We start from the raw sequence: 17,780 nt of genomic DNA, 5'->3' as shown, positions 1-17,780 counted from the left end.
ATTATCTCCTCCCTAGAAAATGTATATTTTGATCCGTATCACAATAAACTCTATTTTCATGAGTATATACATTCAAACTGGTGTCACGGGCGAATCCAATGGCAGTAATCTGCAAATCATCAGCAAGCTTTAATGCCAGATCTGTTGGTGCTGACTTGGCCACCAATAGCCCAGCACCGATTTTGGAAACCTTTAGTACTACCTCTGACGAAATTCTTCCACTGAACAAAACACATTTATTTTTCAGGGTTATACGATTTTGCAATATATACCCGTACAGTTTATCCAGCGCATTATGACGCCCAATATCAATATAAGAAGCTATAACTCCACCACCGGATGCTAATGCTGCCTGGTGTACACCTCCTGTTCTACCAAATATTTCTGATCTGGAGTCAAATTCCATCATTAATTGATAGATTTGCTTAGATGAGATTTTTGTGTTGGACATGATGGTTTTAGCAGTTTTTACATCCTGTTTTAAATAGAATTCCCTACTCTTCCCACAGCACGAGCCAATCCATCTTTCGGTTCGTTCAGGAAATGATACAGGAATTGATAAATCAGCATATGCAAAACCCTTAGCTTCATCAATCGATAGATTTTCCACTTGATCAACTGAACGGATAATTCCCTCAGATGCCAAATACCCAAGTGTCATTTCATAGATATCACTTGGCGTGCAAACAATTGTGGCATATTGCTCTCCATTAACTGTAATAGTTATGGGGGCTTCTCTAGCAACCTCATCCTCTTCTGTTGCTTTCAAATGCTGATGATACTTCGTTGTCTTCCATAACGACAAGCTTTTATCATTCACTTTTAACATCCCTCCTTGTAGCGCTTACATTATTATCTTTAATAGATGATTACCCATTCAAAAAACATTCAAAACGACTTTACTTATTTACTGAATATTATAACATATTTCACCGTATAAAAAGACATTACACATGAAACAATGTAGTTCAATTTTAAGTAGGGCAGTAAATCACAGCTTCAGGAGTTCCGAAAAAAGCAGTTCAATTAGGGCAACGAGTTCAGTTTTAGGGATAAAATAATAAAAATGCACCTAATTGGGGAGTATAAAACACTATGACTTAAACTGCTGGCGGGATTATATAAGATTAAGAGATGAAGTATTACCATCGGAATGAAGATCCGACAAACAATCGAATAGGATCCTCGTTACACTACCAACTGAATATCAGTCGAATTTGAGGCAAAAATAACAAATAACGGAATGAGGATCCGCCGAATCAGTATATTGGATCCTCATTCCGTTAAAAAGTGGGTTCTTCAACTATGGGGCGAGATGTATGCTAATTATAAATTACTCTCAGAACTGGACTGCTTAATTTTTAATATAGTTTTCCTTGCTTATATAAGATTGTTGATATTTTCATTACGGCATGAATATAACAGTTCTGCCGCAACGGAAACGGATCCCCAAAAAATTGTGGGAAGATGGTATCAAACGTTTGCTGCATTTTATCAAATAAGCGTTTAAAGATTTCTTCTTCACTGAAAAATTGCGTTTCCCGACCTTGCAGCCATTCAAAATAAGAAACGATGACACCACCAGCGTTTGCTAAGATGTCAGGAACAATAATCACACCTTTTTCACTCAGATATTTATCTGCTCCACTGGTTACCGGTGCGTTTGCTCCTTCCACTATGATACTTGCCTTTACATCTTTCATATTTTCCTGATGTACCTGTCCTCCCAGGGCTGCTAAGAATAGTACATCTACATCCAAACTTAACACGTCATCACGATCTTTAATGGTAGCTTTAACATCTGCTTCTTTTAACTGTTCATCATTAACTGGAAGGTCTCCACCGCTATTGGATGTAAATTTGACAAGGCCTGGAATATCCAAACCATCGGAATTATATAGTGTTACATTCCGATCGCTAACTGAGACAATTTTATTGTTCAGATGATTACATTGAAAAGCTTCAAGTGCGGCAACTGAGCCAACATTACCAAATCCTTGGACTGCCATTGTCAGTGTTTTGTCCATGTGGTTCAACGCTGTTTTCACAAAAACATTCTCACGTTCTGAAAGCCACTTTTCCTGATTCTTAACAAAGTTATGGATCATGTAGCGGAATGCGAAATAAACACCTTTCCCCGTTGCTTCCCTTCGTCCTAACGATCCGCCGTTCTCGACACTTTTGCCAGTAAAACTGCCTCTGTAAGGACTTCCAGGACGAATACTTTTATATTCACCCATCATCCAGTCCATTTCACGGTCACCTGTACCAACATCCGGTGCTGGAATATCTTTATCAGGTCCAAGAATTTCACTGAAATACTGCACATACTTCTTGCAAATCATATATAATTCTTTAACACTATAATCTCTCGGGTTAATCACAACTCCGCCTTTTCCACCACCAAACGGTACATCATGGAGCGCATTCTTCAGTGTCATGAGTGATGCAAGGTTAGTTACTTCATCTTCATTAACTGATTCATGAAAACGAATACCACCCTTATACGGACCAAGAATATTATTATGCTGAACCCGAAAAGATGGAACACGTGTTACTTTGCCATTTTCGAGCGCAATTCGTAAATAGGATTTGTTGACATGATTAGGAGTGGATAAGATAGACACCAACGACGTAAATGCTTTCTCACGTGTTTTGTCTGTCAGTTCTGGTAAAAACAATTTATCATCCAGTAAAGCTTCCAAAGACTCCTGAACAATCTTCGTGGTACTGCTTGCCATTTTGAAAACCTCCATCAGTAGTAAAATTTTCCTGATTTGTTAAAGTGTATCAAACAAATATATTATAAACTAATAATACTGTTCTACTTGGAGGATTTACTTGTTTATATACAATTATTCAAGTCCTTATAAAATTAAAACAGCAAAGACGGTAGAAATAATTAATCCAAGAATAACCGGAATAAAGTTTTTCCGAACCAAGTCCATAACTGATACGCCACAGAATCCAGCAATCGCAATCATAGATGACCAAGCAACAATTGTACCTCCACCAGTCCAAATTGAACCCATTTGGCCAATAGCCGCGAGTGTTCCCGAATCAATCGAGGAACTTTCCAGAGAAGCAGCTAGTGCTCCAGTCAGCGGTAAACCTGAAAATCCTGAACCATCCAGCCCAGTAATAATACCAATAATCAATACACTAAATGCTGCAAATAAGGCACTTTGTGGTAGGAAGGCCTGTGAGGATTGAACAAGGTCAAACAGCAATCCGGGTGCCTTTTCATCCACACCTAGAATACCACCGGAAAAATCTGCACTGCCAAGGAAGAAGAACCCCGCAATCGGAATAACCGGTCCCATTGCCTTAAAAGCAAACACAAAGCCATCTGTAATATGGTTACTAATATAATCAAGTGCATGTTGCCGACCAAACGCTACTGTCGATAATAACAGCAGGATTACAGCAACTCCTCCAATAAATGCAGCACCATCCCCACCTTCAAATCCACTCATTCGTCCTGACATAAGCTTTGTATACATCATATAGATTACTACTGTCAAAAGGGCAATGGGTACAAGTACTGCAAATACTTTACTCCAAGTATCCAGATGTTTTGAATGTGCTTTATTAGTTGACTCTTGCGTTGCCTGTAATGCTTCCAATTCTTTTTCATTTAGCTCACTATTTTTTGAACGAATTGTTTTTCGATAAAAGAGGTATGCTAATCCGATTGCTACTGCACCGGTAATCAGAGATAGGATTAATGCCTTATCAGCCACCAAATTCACATCAATGCCGGCTGATTTTGCGGATAGCCCTGGTGCAACCTGAACAATATAATCAGAAGAAAGTGCCATCCCCTGACCAGCCAGCGCAACAGCAACGGCTGCAGTTAATGCTGGAAGTCCTGAGCGAATTGCAGCAGGCACCAGCAATGCACAAATAAGCGGTACCGCTGGTGTCGGCCAGAAAAAGAGAGAAATGACATAAGTTACAGCAATTAAAACAAAAAACGAAACATGCCCATTTATCATTACTTTTTGGATTGGCTGGATCATCCTTCGATCGGCACCTAAATCACGCAATGAGTGTAGCAAAGCCATCATAAAAGTAATGATCAGGAATATACTGAATAGTTCCTTTGCTGCAACAAGGTTGGCATTGAATATAGCGGTAAATCCATCGATTAAATTCCCGTTATATACCCAGGCAATCACAAATGTCCCAAGCAACGACGGAAGTACAACACCTTTCCTGAAAATCATTGTGAAAATAATTATTAGTGTAAATATACCGTATAGCCAATGTGATATTGTTAGTTCCACCCATAACACTTCCTTTCTTAAGTGTGCTATAGCCTATGCACACTGAAAGAAAGCGGTGAAAAATTATTACAATGCTGGATTACTATAATTCCCTAATTTGATTCCTTTTCGTTACATTCATTGCAAAATAGCTTTCCATTTTGTTGGACACCGTCAAAAAAACCATCCTCACAATAAACGTTTTGCCCACATGACTGACACTGTCCGATTAGTTCTTTCATCCTAATCACCCCTACCTTAATTATAGAAAAATAGCCCTTATAATACAAAGGACTATTTTCTGTGAACGGATTAATTTACGATGCAGTTTGCAATAATGTTTTTGGTTGTTTGTAAAACAAAAGAAATACAATAACTGTACAGATGATAAAGGATGGCAGCATGTAAGATCCACTATAAAGTAACGAATATAACCAGACCGGCTGGCCTTCTGGTGCATAATGTCCAAAGAACACGATGCCGGCTGTAAAATGCGCCAAAAAGCGTAGTGCTGAGCCTATAAATACGCCTAACATAATTAGTAAAAAGCTTATCTTTGCTTTTCCTTCTTTGACAGCATGTTGAACCGGTTTTACAAATATTCCTGCCACTCCAATTATAGTGAAAGCAACAATATAATCAAGAAAACCCTGGACAGGTGTTAATATTATTGGTCCGGACATTACGATCTGCATGACTCCTAACAAAAATCCGGCCACCAGACCACCTTTCAAACCCCAGCGAAAAGCCATAATGAATATTGGGATCATAGCAAAAGATACAGATCCACCTTGTGGCCAAATCGAGAACTTTAAAAAAGGTATTATATCTAAAAGTAATGCCATGGCAGCAAATATTGCCACCTCAATCATAAACAGCGTACGCTTCGAACTCATTCTAAATTACCTCCCCTTTTGAATAAATACAAAAAAAGCAATGCCAAGGGGAAGCTTCCTGATGGGGAATCCGCTCACAACATTGCTTTTATTCCATCAAAAAAGCCACCATCCCTACGTTAGTACTAACTAACAGGTTCTAAGGGTCAGAACTGCACGTTCACTCTCAGCCAAACGGCTCCCCCTGTAGGCTTCTATTAATCTGCTTTTTTCATTATGTGTATTATAACGTATCAACATACAATTGACAACGGTTTCTTATGGTAAAAGAACTTATTTTGTTGATACAATAGCCCCTGTATTTGGATGAGCATAAATTTGAACCTTGCCAAAATCCCGTGTTTGAATTAAGTAGACATGTGCCTGCGTTCTGCCTATAACTTTATATGTTAATCCACCAAATTTATCCGGGCGTAAAAAACCTTTTTCATTCCCCTTAATCGGAGTTGCATCCAATGGATACACTCGCCAGCTTGAGGCTTTCGATGGCAGACTTAAATATTTATTAAGTGTTGCGCCAATTCCATTACCTTTATAGGAAAATTCACTAAACGAGCAAAAGGCCTTGACAACAGATTCGGCTAATTCCAGCCAATGATCCTTTATCTTGCGTATATCGTCTCCCCGCGAATCGGCAAAGCCATATTCAATTATATTAGTGATAACTTTTCCCGTATCACGGTTCATATAATAAAAGTCACGTGTACGATCATTTGGCAGTGTCCTTGTAAAGACCCTGCGTATATTTTGACCTGCATCCTGCAATCCAAAAGCTATTTCTTCTGCCATATTCTCTCCCCCATAGATAGAATGGATAACCTCACCACCATCCCCTCCACCAGCATTGATATGATTAGAATGACAATACCTTGCACCACTATCCCGGACAATCTTCGTCCTTTCTGCAGGTGATAAGGTGACATCCTTTTGCCGGGTAATTGCAATCGGAATTCCTAACTGCTGATAGCGTTTGTACTGATAGAGTGAGATTGCTAGATTCATATCTTTCTCAAGCCAATATTGATTGGATCCACCACCTGGGTCTTTTCCTCCATGACCTGGATCAATTATTAAAACTGGTTTCATTTACTTACCTCCATTTTTGCCTATTAAGCCTTTTTCCTGTATTACTGCCTTTTGCTTCATGCCTGTTTTTGTTACATAGTTATTTTTAAACCAAGCGGATACCGATGTTACAACTAGGAATAAAAATGACATTGCTTGTTCTAGCATTTCACTATCAATTGGTAACGGGGATTTTCCAAACATAACAAGACACTGGTTCACAAGTGCCAAAAGAAGTGCAGCCGTTCTTATTACAGTACCTTTATCCACTTTTTCACCTCCTGTAAGAGACTTGTTATAAATAGTATTTTCAAGTTGGTGTAATAATGGAACGGCTATTGTAGGGGCAATCCAAATTATCTGTTCTACACGAACAATCGAACCCCAGACTTGAAAAGTGGCATTAGAATAGAAACTTTTGGTTTTTCCAGTAAGAAAGCAGAAATAAGTACTTAGCTGCACAAAAGAGGCCGGGACAAAAGTGTTTTAGTCAAAGTAAAATCCGAACTAAGATTCAAATTCTTAAAATAGAATTCGAATTAGTTCGGATTTATTTTCGTTGCTGATTAGATATAAACTGCGAATTAACATGGGTAAATAGCTGAGTGCTATGACACCGCTTCGGAAATACACTACGCTGTTTTTTATTCACTAGAACTAAAAAAAACAAGATTTTATACCACTAAACTAGATCCTAAGAGACCCCGCAGGGAGCGTTCTTTGCGAGCGAGGAGGCTCGTGGTGAGCCCACGGAAAGTGAGTATATTCCAACTGCGCGGTCAGAAAGCCACACTAAATATTTAATTTATTTCGTAATTTATATCAACTACATATTAGATCTATCCATAGTAAATGAACGTTCTAAACATCCTAGCCTATTATTATTTGTATAAGTAAACAGTTTTAGTCCTATCTCTTTCGGTATTATTTTCGTTTTCGTTCAATTGGTAATATACCATTTGTTATTTTATAGGCAATTGCACTAAAAGCAAGTACGCTTACGACCAATACAACTAAGGCAATGATAAATTGAATAATCATACTAAAAATATCATTAGACACTGCTGCATCAAAATAACGAACACTATTGAAAAGGATGTAACATCCGATTCCAACAACACCAAGGAATGAAATTGCTACCCCCAACTGTTGTGGGAAGGACAACTTCTTCATTGTCTCCTTATGCTTAAATGTGATGTATACCATGTATATTATTAAAACAATTGCTATCAAAACTACACGATTCATTATGTCTATTCTCCTATCTAATTAGTGAATTGGTGTGTCTTTTTCCAGAGATTGCTTTAATGCCTGCAGAATATAACCAATTCCTCCATATTGCGCAAGAGGAAATGTCCGTGAAAGATTGTCATCAAAACACCCATTAATAACCGGTTTATATTTTTTTCCCGTTAGAACAACTAATTCATCAAACATATCGAGCTTTTTATCTCGAACTTGTTCTCTCAGCCTATCAAATGTAATAATCTGATCACTTTTTTGATTAAATGTCACATCATACTGGCCAGTAACAATATCATCAGCGAACAGAAAACCGTGCTTGGCAGAAAGTATTACCCATTTATCGGTAAACTGTTCTGCATAATTTCTGCAGAGCCTATGTAATGTGCCGATATACGCTTCTTTCGCCGGAACAGCACCTATACTTGGATTATTATCCCATATTTTTTTCCTGCCACATGGGATTATACTTAATTGACTCATTTTTCACAACCTCTTAATCTATGACTTCTAAAGTTTATTATAGCACGCCTAAATTGTTTATTTACATTAAAAAATGGGTAATTATATTCTGAAATCAAAATTTTTTCATAAATTACTTGACAATACCTGTTTATCATTTTATACTAAGTTACATAAAGTAACTATTGAAAAATTTATGGAGGGATTTACATGACAAGAACAACATGGAGTGTAGACACAGTACACAGTGAATTAGGATTTTCAGTAAAACATATGATGATTTCAAAAGCGAAAGGAAGCTTTGATGATTTTGATGCTGTTATAGAAGCTGATGTAGAAAACTTAACAGATTCAAAAGTTGAAGTAACAATTGATGCAAGCAGCGTTAATACTCGTAATAAAGATCGTGACGACCATTTACGTTCAGGAGATTTCTTTGATGTTGAAAACTATCCAAAGATCACATTTGTTGCAACAGACATCAAGAAAAAATCAGATAACAACTACGATGTTACTGGCGATTTAACTATTCGCGGAACAACTAATCCTGTAACAGCTGATGTAGTATTTGAAGGACAAAGTAAAGATCCAATGAGTGGCAATACGGTTGCTGGCTTTAGTGGCGGAACTAAAATTAGCCGTAAAGATTTCGGTTTAACCTGGAACGCTGCAGTAGAAACTGGTGGCGTATTAATTGGTGACGAAATTAAAATTAATTTCGAAATTGAAGCACATAAAGAAGCGTAAACAAAACAGACAGGATGTCACCAAAAAGGTGGCATCCTTTTTTTATTGAGTGATACCTGTGACTTCCTAACTTATAGCGAAAATTGTTCCTATATAATTCCAACCTCTAAACCTCCCCTGTTTTATTTACCGTCTTTTGAGGTAAACACATCTATGGATACAATTTACTGGAAACTTTAAAAAGGAGGACTAAAATTGACTTTAAATGTAGCTCAAAAACTAATTAAAAAGCATCTGAAATCAGGAAAGATGGAACCAGGATCGGAAATTAGTCTCGACATAGATCAAACACTAACACAGGACGCTACTGGAACCATGGTCATGCTGGAGCTTGAAGCAATGGGATTGGACTATGCCAAGACAGAAGCTTCTGCACAGTACGTAGACCACAACCTTATTCAGGTAGACAACAAGAATCCGGATGACCATTTATTTTTGGAAAGTGCAGCACAACGGTTCGGACTGTATTATAGTCGACCTGGAAACGGGGTGAGTCACCCTGTTCATATGCAACGACTTGCTGTCCCAGGCAAAACACTTCTTGGCTCAGATAGCCACACATGCGCTAATGGATGCATGGGGATGCTTGCCATGGGGGCTGGCGGAATTGACGTTGCCATGGCGATAACTGGTGAACCGTTTTATATTAAAATGCCTGAAGTAATGGGTGTGAAATTGGCCGGTGACTTACCAGATTGGGTCAGTGCAAAGGACGTAATATTAGAAATGCTCAGACGTTATGATGTTAAGGGCGGTGTCGGTAAGATAATTGAGTATTATGGACCAGGCCTGGATAATTTATCTGCTATGGACCGTCATGTCATCGCAAACATGGGAGCAGAATTAGGTGCTACTGCAACAGTATTTCCGTCAGACAATGAGGTGAAACGATTCTTAGACCAGCAAGACCGCGAAGATGACTGGGTAGAACTGGTTGCTGATAACGACGCCACCTACGATAGTTATGATGAAATCAATTTATCAGAACTGGTACCGTTGATTGCCAAACCTTCCAGTCCGGGGAATGTTGTACCAGTTAGTGATATTGCTGGAACCCCAATCTATCAATCATATATTGGTTCATCAGCAAACCCAGGCTATCGTGATTTTGCTGTTGCGGCTGAAATTGTAAAAGGTCGACGCATTGCGGATGGAATGTCCTTCGATATCAATCCAACATCAAGACAAATGCTAACAAATTTGGTAAAAGAATTTCATATTGCCAGTCTATTGCAGGCTGGTGCCAGATTACATCAGGCAGGCTGTAATGGATGTATTGGCATGGGTCAAGCCCCTGCTTCAGGCAGAAACAGCCTGCGGACAACGCCACGGAATTTCCCTGGCAGATCAGGGACGAGTGAGGATAGTGTATTTTTATGTGGCCCAGAGACTGCTGCTGTATCAGCGCTGACAGGTGAAATAACCGACCCAAGAACGATGGATTTTGCTTATCCGAAAGTAAGTGAACCAAGTGACCCGAACGTTGAGGATCTATTAGACAGACCACTCCCACTTGAACAAGCAAAAGAAGTAGATTTAGTAAAAGGATCAAACATCGTTTCCATTCCTGAAATGGGGAGTCTGCCGGATAAGCTGGAAGTTCCAATCCTTCTTAAAGTTGGTGATAATATATCTACGGATGAAATACTTGCTGGTGGTGCACGCGTTCTTCCATACCGCAGCAACCTGCCTGAGATTAGTAATTTTACATTTGAAGCTGTTGATTCAACCTATGTTAATCGGGGCATTGAAAGTAAAAATGCCGGCGGTCATGCGATAGTCGGCGGTTATAACTATGGTCAGGGTTCCAGTCGTGAACACGCTGCATTAGCTCCGCGTTATCTTGGATTACGTGTTGCCATTGTAAAAGACTATGCTCGAATCCATTGGCAAAATCTTATAAACTTCGGTATTCTTCCATTGAAATTTACCAATGATGCCGATTACGATAGGCTTACCCAAGGGGAAGTGATGAAATTTTCAAATCTGCGCAGTCAATTTATGGAAGGTGATAAATTGACTGCCACACTCGCTGATAAAGGTGAAGATATTACAGTTGAACATAATTTAACACCACGCCAAAAAGATATTATACTGCATGGAGGACTGATAAATTGGATCAAAGAAAAGCAAGTATAGGGTCCTCACAGTATTAAAAGAGTAACGGGTTCCGTTGCCTATCGAAAACTCTAATTTGTATACTAAATTGTAGGTTAAAACGTATATTAAATTGCACCGCATAATGCGGTGCTTTTTGTTGATTAGAATACTTGGCTTATCTCATTTTGTATATATGTCGTTTTAAAAGGATAGTCTTTTTACCACATTTTGAGCTGTTTTCACCATTTCATGACTAAAATCCAATCCTGTCAATTCAATATCTCTACTGTAGAAAGGATAATTAAGTCCAGAACCAATGGCAACTTCCAAAACCTTTCCTTTGGATTCTTGAAAAATTCGTTGACAAAACCTATTGGCCTGACCGTTTCTTCTTCGTTTATTGTATTTTTTGCCTGCTTATCAAACTTTTTAATTTATGTTTGACGATCTATATCATCCCTCGACTTCCTGTTCATTCAGCCCATTTTTATATAGCGAAAAACAGTGTATTCTAGTTGAGGAATCACATCTCTTTATTTCTATTGTTCGTTTTTCCATGCGTTGTACTTAAGTCGAATAAGTCCCAGATTGCTTCGATGACTTCGTCTGGACAATCTGTATGGATTGTGGCATGACCAGCATTTTCGAGTATACGATGTTCCCCACGTGGAACTGAATTAGCTAATTTTGTATAAATCGTGTTTTTTACATTATTGAATGGATCATTAGTCTCGCGCAGAAATGATTTACTCGTGATCTGAGTCGTAAATGGGTCGATTCCCATCGCTGTATACACGATTAACGGGATATCCGGCAAGTCTCCTCCTTTACGTACCTCGCTATAAAGTTCGCTGTTCAAGTTCTTCTTCTCCGAAATCGTTTTCGATAATGTCCTGAGATGATAGTCAATCAACGGTTCACGTATCGATTCCGGCCACTCGGCAAACATCTGATCGAATAATCCACGAAAGGATCGCTTATAAGTTAGTAGTGTCCGAACAATTGCAAAACTCTGCTGAGGTAAGTAGCGTTTCTTTAACTTTGGTGTATGGGGGAGAAAGTCCTCGTGAGGCGGTTCTAACAGAAGCATTCCGGCTACCTCATCTGGAAACCTTTGAGCGTACCGGCGTGCGTAAATTCCACCCAACGAGTGACCGACGAATAGATAGGGAGCTGGTACTCCAGCGGTATATAAAAAACTTCGCAATTCATCGGTGACCTCGAGGGCACTTCGAGGCAGCTTAACCTGATCGCTCCAACCCGTCCCCGCTCGATCATAGATCACTGATGTTGTATGCTGACTAATTTGATTATGAATATTCAGATAGTCAAGTCCAACCATGCCGGCTGCCGGTAAAAATACTACTGCTGGACTCCCGGTCCCAGCACGGTCGAGTAACAAGTGTCGTTCTTCCACGTTATAAAAACGTCCAATCGGCGCATCACCTTGGTGTTTATTTATATAATCTCTCATGGTAATATCAATACCTCCAATCAATAATTTTTATTTATAAAAGATTTTCCTGAGTTCATTAAGGTAACCATCAAGTTCTATAAGAATATTGTCATAATCTAATTCAGTAATTTCTGAGTTTCTAATATCCTCTAATATTTGATTGGTAAAACCAATATTCGACCAAAAAATTAGCTGCTTGCTTCTTTCAATGTCAAGTCCTTCTCTGAATTTAGATTCATCAACTTTATCAAACATAGTTTCTTGGCATAATAATTGTTTCTCTTTAACTCTTCCTTCCAGCTCCTTATTAATTTCATCAGACTGCGTAGTCGCAGTAATTTTGATAAAATCGAAAATCCAAGGATGCTTTTGCAGCAACTCAATCTGAAGAAGATATGATTGACGCAACTTCTCGAAAATATCTTGTTCGTTAAAATTCATTAAATCAAGATACTCTTTATTAATCATGTCAGTGCAATAATCATAAAGGAAAAGAAAAAGATTCTTTTTGCTATTTACATAGTGGAACATTAACCCCTTTGAAATCCCGGACTCTTTTGCAATAACATTTGTCGAGGCATCATCAAACCCCTTCGTTGCAAATTCCTTTAATGCTGCATTTAAAATAACATCTTTTCTTTTGGGTTCCAGATTCAAAACTTTTGGAAGCATAATAACCACCTTCATTTAAGTAATTTACCTTTAAGGTCAATACCATTATAATTTAATTTACCTATAAGGTCAATAGTTTTCGAAAAATTAATATTATTTTCTAGGAGTGAGCAAAAATTTGAATGATTTATTAGTTTTACTACCTTACCCATCCTTACCCAGAGCATAAAAAAGACGCGCCGAAGAAAGTATGCCTTAGTAAAGCTTGATTCAAATACTTTTAAAGTTCACATATTAACTGCTCTATATTGGTTAAGATTACGGTTTGAATACCTTGCTTGATGGTTCTAATAATGGCTTTTCAATTGGATAGGAATGTCTCAAACTGGCTCTTGAATTTTCCCCGCCCAAGTAATGCCTCTGCAACATTTTTCATAGTCGGATTTGGTCAGATGAAAATGCAGTGCTACCTTTGTGAGTCCTTTAAACCTTGCGATGGCATCATTACATATTTCATACGATAAATTAGACATATGAAGAATATGAATTGTTTCCTGATCCTCATTATTGTAGTACTTCGCATAGTTTGTAATATACTCTAAAGCAAATAGTTGGGACCTTGATAATTCCATGAGCGAATTTCTCACTTCAATTAAAATAATAATTCAACAAAGATTAAATTTCTCCTTCATAAACAACTTACTCTTTAATAAACCTTACTTCACACAATCTAGGCTAATACAAACAGGGTGCATTGTTCGACAAGTGCGCCCGATTACGGTAAGCTAAGTTACTGTCCTTAAAAAGGCTGCTGTGCCTGCTACTACCAAAGCAATAGAAAGCCCTAATAGATTTTTACTCCTACTTGATTTCATTTTTATTTCTATAAATAAGACCATACAACACTCCACATATTTAAAATGAATTGTAGTATTGACGAATCTAAACAAATCCCCATTTACGCTGATTTCCGTATAATTTATAGACGAAAATGTAATCATAACAGCTATTGTAGCCTAACTAATTAGCTTATAAATCTCTATGCAAATTTTAGGTGATTTTCAATAAAAACCCATTCATATATAAAAAATGACTAACAAATCAGTCTAGATTGATTTGATAGTCATTTTTGCTTAGATTTTAAATGTTTGCGATAGGTAACGGAACCCGTTATCAATTGGAGCACACTCTTTTGCTTTTCTATACAATTAACAGCTACCTCATCAAGCACGTTTCTTCATTAGCCACAGGAAGTATGGTGCACCAATTATCGCAACAAGAATCCCTGAGGGTATCTCATTTGGAGCTAATAACGTACGGCTAAATAAATCGGCTATCACTAGCAGCGCACCACCGATTAAAATTGTAACTGGCAGCAAGCGCTGGTTCGACGGCCCCACAAGTAATCGAGCCGCATGTGGTGCAATTAAGCCGACAAATCCTATTGCCCCAACAGCAGCCACACTGAATGCGGCCAACAATGTTGCAATTAGAGCTAACTGAAACCGGGCAGACATTATATTTAATCCTAATCCTTTTGCAGTATCATCACCTAAGGACAATGTATCAAGCACACGAATTCGTATTAACAATAACGGAAACAAAATCACTACAGGCCAAATCAGGAAATCAAGTAATTCCGACCACCCTCTGGCATAGGTTGTCCCAGATAGCCACGTAAGCGCAGAAGCAACTCCCATATCAGCCTGAACGACTAATATCTGGATAATGGCTGAACCAAACGCAGAAACACCTATCCCAAGCAAGGCCAGAATGGTAGGCTGAAATTGTGCGCGAACCGCCAAAATCATAACAAACACAAAAAATACAAATGAACCAACCATTGCTCCAATCGGAACCCAAACAGCAGACACGCCAAATACATACATTGTAAGCAATGCGCCAACGCCAGCTCCGGAAGTAATTCCAATAACGGATGGATCTGCTAATGGATTCCGTAATACACCTTGAAAAATTAACCCGCTAACAGCAAGCACCATTCCACTAAGCAACGCCACGAGTGCCCTAGGCAAACGTAAATCCAGTATCAGACCAAGCATGAAATCATTTGATTCACCAAAAAACGTATTCCATAACAGTATCGGTTCAAACCCATAATTTCCAGACGCCAAACTTACGATCATAGTAAGGATAATAATACTAATCAATAAAGGGATAACAATCTTCAGCGACATACTCATAGTTGCTTTTCCAGCCATAACTGCTGAGTTCTCTTCGCCATATTTTGACCGCTTCATACGTAAGACCAAGTAAATCAGCCACGGCGCCCCTATAAGTGCAGTTATAGCACCAACAGGCAGTTCCGAAAATGATGGATCAATCACCCTTGCCAATACGTCAGCAAACAGCAGTACATTTCCTCCCCAGATAAACGAGGCGATAACTAATGGCAAATGTTTTCGATAGCCAATTAACTTTATAATATGTGGAGCCACCAGTCCAACAAATCCTATTGGCCCGACAACACTTACTGTTACCGACGTCAGTAATACAGCAGCAATAATCGATACAAACTTGACGACGTTTACGTTTTGGCCCAGTGCAACAGCAACATCATCACCTAATGTCAGTGTATCCATTTTGAATGTAAATCCCAGAATAACTACTAAACCAATTACTACAAACGGTAAAGAAAAATTCACGCCGCTCCAGTCATTTTGAACAAGCGTACCAGAGCCCCATAAAAATAAACCCGCTGTTTCATTTTCATAAAAAATCTGCAATAAACTTGTCAAGGAGGAAAACAGAAATGTCACAATCATTCCGGCTAAAACCATGCGTACTGGCGTGGCACTGTTACCACCTGATAATATGAACACAATGAAGAATGTTAAAATACCGCCTAGAAACGCGACAATAATTCCATTTCCCAGTAATGCCGCTGGGAAGAACACCGTACTAAAGATTACTGCAAAATAAGTCCCGGAATGAATTCCTAATGTACTTGCAGATGATAATGGATTCTTGGTCACTGTTTGCAGAACAACACCAGCAACTGCAAGCGCACCCCCGGCAATAATGCCCATGACCGCACGTGGCAGCCGTAACGTACGAATCGTATGATGCTGTAATGTATCTTCCGGCGCAAAGATTGAATCAATAATTGTACCTGTTGGAATGGATACACTTCCCTGATTTATATGTATAAAGGTTAATATGCACAAAAGCGCGGTTCCACCCCCAAAGGTGAGAACCGCAATCATAGATTTTCGTAATGCCTCATTCATCAAATCACTCTTTTACCATAGCATCGACTAACTGTTTTGTTAAAACTTCTGCTGATAATACACCACCAAATGTCCACGTATCACCTGGTAATTGATGGGTGTTACCATTTTTGACAAAGCTTAAATTTTCCCATACTGGATTTCCTTTAAGCTGATTTTCAAAAATATTATCTTCTTCCTGTACAATATACAGGAATTGGAGATCATCCTCCTGAAAATTTTGCAGTGCTTCCACTGTGACTTCGCTATACCCGTATACTTCTGTCTTATCTGTTGAATAAGCATTCTCAAAGCTAAGTTTACTCATTAATTTGGCAACGATAGAATTCTCGGTGAACAATCTTATTGTCGGCGTATTTTGTGCTGTGAACGCCTGTGTTGCAACATATTTCGAGCCTTCCAGCCCTGCGTCTGCTACACGCTGCTTTTGTTCATCGATAAAGTTATTCAGGTCCGTTACCGCTTGCTCTGCTTCGTCCTCTTTGTTAACTATTTTAGCAACCGTGTTCAATTCGTCAACCATATTCTGATAATGGTCCTGCACAGCTTCTTCACCATATGGAGCAAACGTAACAACTGGAGCAATTTCTTTTAATTTATCCAGGTACTGTTCATGACGGAATTTAACCGCAATAATCAAGTCTGGATTTAATCGGGAAATAGCTTCCAGATTTGGTTCCTGGCGTGTTCCCACATCTTTAACACTCTCATCAAATTCCTTATCGATATTTACCCATTGATGAAAGCCATCCAAATCGGCAACACCAACTGGTTGAACTCCCAGTGCCAACAGATTTTCTGCGTAAGACCACTCTAGTGCTACTATTTTTTCAGGTGTCCCTTCAATTGTTTGTTCACCTAAAGCATCCTGGATTTTTACTTTACGCTCATCATTTGAGCTATTATCTTCATTCGCATTATCGTCATCACTGTTTCCACTGCAAGCAGCTAAGATAGATACTATTAAAATTAACATAAAAATGGCTAATTTCTTCATTTGAATCGCTCCTTTATTCTGTTTGAATCCACTCGATGGAGTTACTTATAGGTGTCCGTCCACGATTACGCGGGATTCTGTTAGGATACCCAATTTGAACAACAGCTATTAACCGGTGTTCAGTTGGCGATAAACCAATATCTCTTATAAATTCTTCATCCAAAAGTGTCGGTTTCGCTGTCCACATCGTACCTATTCCCTCCGACCAGGCTGCTAACTGAAAATTTTGGATTAATGCACACACAGCAGCATAGTTTTCATCATCCAGATACCCGCCATCATCCTCTTTATCCATGTAGAAAAGAGCATGGTGTGGTACGGAATTGAAAAATCGATCATACTTTTGTCGAGCTTTCTTTAACTTTTCATCTGAAAGTGTGTTTAAATATCCGAATCGTATGTAACTATCCACAATTTTTTCACCAAAGGCAGATCGAGCTTCATCTTCGTAAATTTTAATTCTCCATGGTTCCTTTAAGTGATGATTCGGAGCATATGCTGCATGGTCAAATAAGTTATTAAGTAAATCTCTATCTACCTTGTGTTCTTTGTAATCAAGGATCGTGCGCCGGCCACGCATTACTTCAAACAGATCGATCTTTCTCACCCACTTCAAATTTACTAATTGATAAAGATTATCATTATCACCTATAATAATACGGTGTATCCTGAACACTGTCAAGGAAA

General features: G+C 38.7%; 15 protein-coding genes and 1 riboswitch. Of the genes, 2 read left to right on the top strand and 13 right to left on the bottom strand.

What is annotated here, in order from left to right; translation table 11 throughout:
- Nucleotide 1: 1 nt before the first annotated feature.
- The 8 genes from fdhD to ACTWQM_RS17350 form a co-directional block, all read right to left on the bottom strand.
- Nucleotides 2-829, bottom strand: a complete 828-nt coding sequence (gene fdhD / locus ACTWQM_RS17385; RefSeq protein ID WP_443259427.1) for a formate dehydrogenase accessory sulfurtransferase FdhD — start codon at nucleotides 827-829, stop codon at nucleotides 2-4.
- Between the two features lie 532 nt (nucleotides 830-1,361).
- Nucleotides 1,362-2,741 (bottom strand): Glu/Leu/Phe/Val family dehydrogenase, encoded by a 1,380-nt coding sequence (locus tag ACTWQM_RS17380; RefSeq protein ID WP_443259426.1) that lies wholly within the window; start codon nucleotides 2,739-2,741, stop codon nucleotides 1,362-1,364.
- Nucleotides 2,742-2,867: 126 nt separating this feature from the next.
- On the bottom strand, nucleotides 2,868-4,289 hold the full coding sequence (locus tag ACTWQM_RS17375; RefSeq protein WP_443259425.1) for a hypothetical protein: 1,422 nt from the start codon (nucleotides 4,287-4,289) through the stop codon (nucleotides 2,868-2,870).
- Between the two features lie 296 nt (nucleotides 4,290-4,585).
- Nucleotides 4,586-5,164 (bottom strand): energy-coupled thiamine transporter ThiT, encoded by a 579-nt coding sequence (gene thiT / locus ACTWQM_RS17370; RefSeq protein WP_443259424.1) that lies wholly within the window; start codon nucleotides 5,162-5,164, stop codon nucleotides 4,586-4,588.
- Nucleotides 5,165-5,258: 94 nt separating this feature from the next.
- Nucleotides 5,259-5,359, bottom strand: a riboswitch (TPP riboswitch).
- A gap of 78 nt (nucleotides 5,360-5,437) precedes the next feature.
- A complete protein-coding gene (locus ACTWQM_RS17365; RefSeq protein ID WP_443259423.1) occupies nucleotides 5,438-6,250 on the bottom strand; it encodes an N-acetylmuramoyl-L-alanine amidase family protein in 813 nt (270 codons plus the stop codon).
- Entirely contained in the window at nucleotides 6,251-6,499 is a 249-nt protein-coding gene (locus ACTWQM_RS17360; RefSeq protein WP_443259422.1) for a phage holin, read from the bottom strand.
- Between the two features lie 654 nt (nucleotides 6,500-7,153).
- Nucleotides 7,154-7,477, bottom strand: a complete 324-nt coding sequence (locus ACTWQM_RS17355; protein ID WP_443259421.1) for a hypothetical protein — start codon at nucleotides 7,475-7,477, stop codon at nucleotides 7,154-7,156.
- A 21-nt stretch (nucleotides 7,478-7,498) separates the two neighbouring features.
- Entirely contained in the window at nucleotides 7,499-7,954 is a 456-nt protein-coding gene (locus ACTWQM_RS17350) for a DUF6884 domain-containing protein (protein ID WP_443259420.1), read from the bottom strand.
- Nucleotides 7,955-8,143: 189 nt separating this feature from the next.
- Between ACTWQM_RS17350 and ACTWQM_RS17345 the strand changes: the two genes are divergently transcribed.
- Together ACTWQM_RS17345 and ACTWQM_RS17340 are read left to right on the top strand one after the other, a co-directional pair.
- Complete coding sequence (locus ACTWQM_RS17345; protein ID WP_443259419.1) at nucleotides 8,144-8,680, top strand: YceI family protein; 537 nt, start codon at nucleotides 8,144-8,146, stop codon at nucleotides 8,678-8,680.
- A 195-nt stretch (nucleotides 8,681-8,875) separates the two neighbouring features.
- Nucleotides 8,876-10,819, top strand: coding sequence for an aconitate hydratase (locus ACTWQM_RS17340; RefSeq protein ID WP_443259418.1), 1,944 nt, complete (start codon nucleotides 8,876-8,878; stop codon nucleotides 10,817-10,819).
- A 484-nt stretch (nucleotides 10,820-11,303) separates the two neighbouring features.
- Here ACTWQM_RS17340 and ACTWQM_RS17335 read toward each other — a convergent pair whose 3' ends face one another.
- From ACTWQM_RS17335 to ACTWQM_RS17315, 5 genes are all read right to left on the bottom strand, one after another.
- A complete protein-coding gene (locus ACTWQM_RS17335) occupies nucleotides 11,304-12,254 on the bottom strand; it encodes an alpha/beta fold hydrolase (protein ID WP_443259417.1) in 951 nt (316 codons plus the stop codon).
- Nucleotides 12,255-12,284: 30 nt separating this feature from the next.
- Complete coding sequence (locus tag ACTWQM_RS17330) at nucleotides 12,285-12,908, bottom strand: TetR/AcrR family transcriptional regulator (protein WP_443259416.1); 624 nt, start codon at nucleotides 12,906-12,908, stop codon at nucleotides 12,285-12,287.
- A gap of 1,163 nt (nucleotides 12,909-14,071) precedes the next feature.
- The gene (locus tag ACTWQM_RS17325) at nucleotides 14,072-16,096 is read right to left on the bottom strand and encodes an iron ABC transporter permease (RefSeq protein ID WP_443259415.1); all 2,025 of its coding nucleotides are present in this window, start codon (nucleotides 16,094-16,096) and stop codon (nucleotides 14,072-14,074) included.
- 4 nt (nucleotides 16,097-16,100) lie between these two features.
- Nucleotides 16,101-17,093 (bottom strand): ABC transporter substrate-binding protein, encoded by a 993-nt coding sequence (locus ACTWQM_RS17320; RefSeq protein ID WP_443259414.1) that lies wholly within the window; start codon nucleotides 17,091-17,093, stop codon nucleotides 16,101-16,103.
- Between the two features lie 13 nt (nucleotides 17,094-17,106).
- Entirely contained in the window at nucleotides 17,107-17,769 is a 663-nt protein-coding gene (locus tag ACTWQM_RS17315) for a nitroreductase family protein (RefSeq protein WP_443259413.1), read from the bottom strand.
- Between the last annotated feature and the right edge of the window lie 11 nt (nucleotides 17,770-17,780).

The organism is Virgibacillus sp. L01 (assembly GCF_052246775.1).
Taxonomy (GTDB): Bacteria; Bacillota; Bacilli; order Bacillales; family Amphibacillaceae; genus Lentibacillus.
The sequence above is the reverse complement of the archived record's forward strand: the minus strand, read 5'-3'. Positions and strand labels throughout refer to the sequence as shown.